This window comes from Bacillus sp. LR--39, assembly GCF_053613335.1.
In genome coordinates this window covers 1-1,290 of the sequence record NZ_JBSIOT010000203.1, presented here as the reverse complement: position 1 = coordinate 1,290, position 1,290 = coordinate 1, and the positions used below count along the sequence as shown (strand labels likewise).

Here is a 1,290-nt window from a genome sequence, read left to right as displayed (position 1 = left end):
TCGTATAGTCACTAAATAAATGTTTGACTTTGAGAAAAGCCCATAATATAAATATCCACTGAATAATATGTAAAACAAGCCCCGCTGCCACCAGTCTTTCAGCTTTTTGATTTCTCATCTTTCTCCTCCCTGCCGGTCTTTGATTCGATTCTTGTCATCGTTTTTGTCTGGCCATTTTGCTCCCATATCAATGTCCCGTTTTCTCCTCTTTTCAGCGTGCTTTTGAGCGGATAATAGGGGCCGAGGTACTGAATCTCGATAGACCCGTCAGTGCTTTGGGAAATCACCTTGTATGCCATAAAAGGCAGCTGTACCTCTCCTCTTCCTTCCATCACTTCCGTTTCCACAACCTCGTCTTCGGTAAATGTGACTGTTGCTGATTTCACGCCGTCCGTTGGCCCGGGGGCAAGCCCCTCATCCCACGTTCCGTAATAAAACGGCGTCTCTTCTTTTTGCTGCTGGCAGCCCGATACCATGATGCATACAGCAATTAAAAACAAAATGCCATATTTGTTTCTCAAGGGGATCACCATCCTTTTCTCCTTTTTTTGGGCGAATGCCGTGCCACTGTGCCAATGACTACATAAGTTATAAGGAATTCACCCACAAGGAGACTGATCACATGAACCCTTATCAATATTACAGCCCTCAGCTGCCTCAGCAGGAACCTTACTATAGCCACTATGAGTACAATCCTTATCCGCAGCAGGATGTATACGATCCATACCAAATGGACAGACAGCCGGCATTGGAAAGAAGAATCGCAGCACTTGAACGGCAAAATGAACAGCAGTCAAGAGAATTAACCCGTCTGACAAACGAAGACCGCCGTCAAAATCGGGAAATTGCACGGATTGCCGAACAGGTCAATCAGCTAAGCCAGGCTGTTGAACGCCATACACGCCGCCTAAATCGGCTCAATCAGCGCCTCCGCACAGTAGAAAACAGGCTGAATATCCCATTTACTGCAGGGGAAGGCGGTTTCTGAGCAAACAAAGAAAAAAAGCGGAATACGATTCTCCCATTTCAGGGTTTCGTTTTCCGCAATACTTATATGTTAAAACGAAACATTTACATAAAAAGGGTTTGTACCCAGTATACAATCTTTACCGTTTTCATTCAAAGGTAGAGGGCCTGAGGAAAATAATTGTAATTCCTCATTTGCAGAATTTCTTTTCAATCAGGTTGCATGATAATACCGACTCACGTCAATCGATACATGGAGGGATCATTCATGCATAATACACAACACGGCTTGCAGCAGCTGAATCAATGCCGCCAAACTGCTCA

General features: G+C 44.7%; 2 protein-coding genes and 1 pseudogene. 1 reads left to right on the top strand and 2 read right to left on the bottom strand.

What is annotated here, in order from left to right; genetic code table 11:
* A pseudogene (locus ACWHAR_RS21800) lies at positions 1-118 on the bottom strand (hypothetical protein); the annotation flags it as partial.
* A complete protein-coding gene (locus tag ACWHAR_RS21795; protein WP_015715009.1) occupies positions 99-533 on the bottom strand; it encodes a DUF3255 family protein in 435 nt (144 codons plus the stop codon). The pseudogene ACWHAR_RS21800 and the gene ACWHAR_RS21795, both read right to left, overlap by 20 nt.
* Positions 534-622: 89 nt before the next feature.
* Between ACWHAR_RS21795 and cotNE the strand changes: the two genes are divergently transcribed.
* The gene (cotNE, locus tag ACWHAR_RS21790) at positions 623-988 is read left to right on the top strand and encodes an inner spore coat protein CotNE (RefSeq protein WP_003227093.1); all 366 of its coding nucleotides are present in this window, start codon (positions 623-625) and stop codon (positions 986-988) included.
* Positions 989-1,290: the final 302 nt, after the last annotated feature.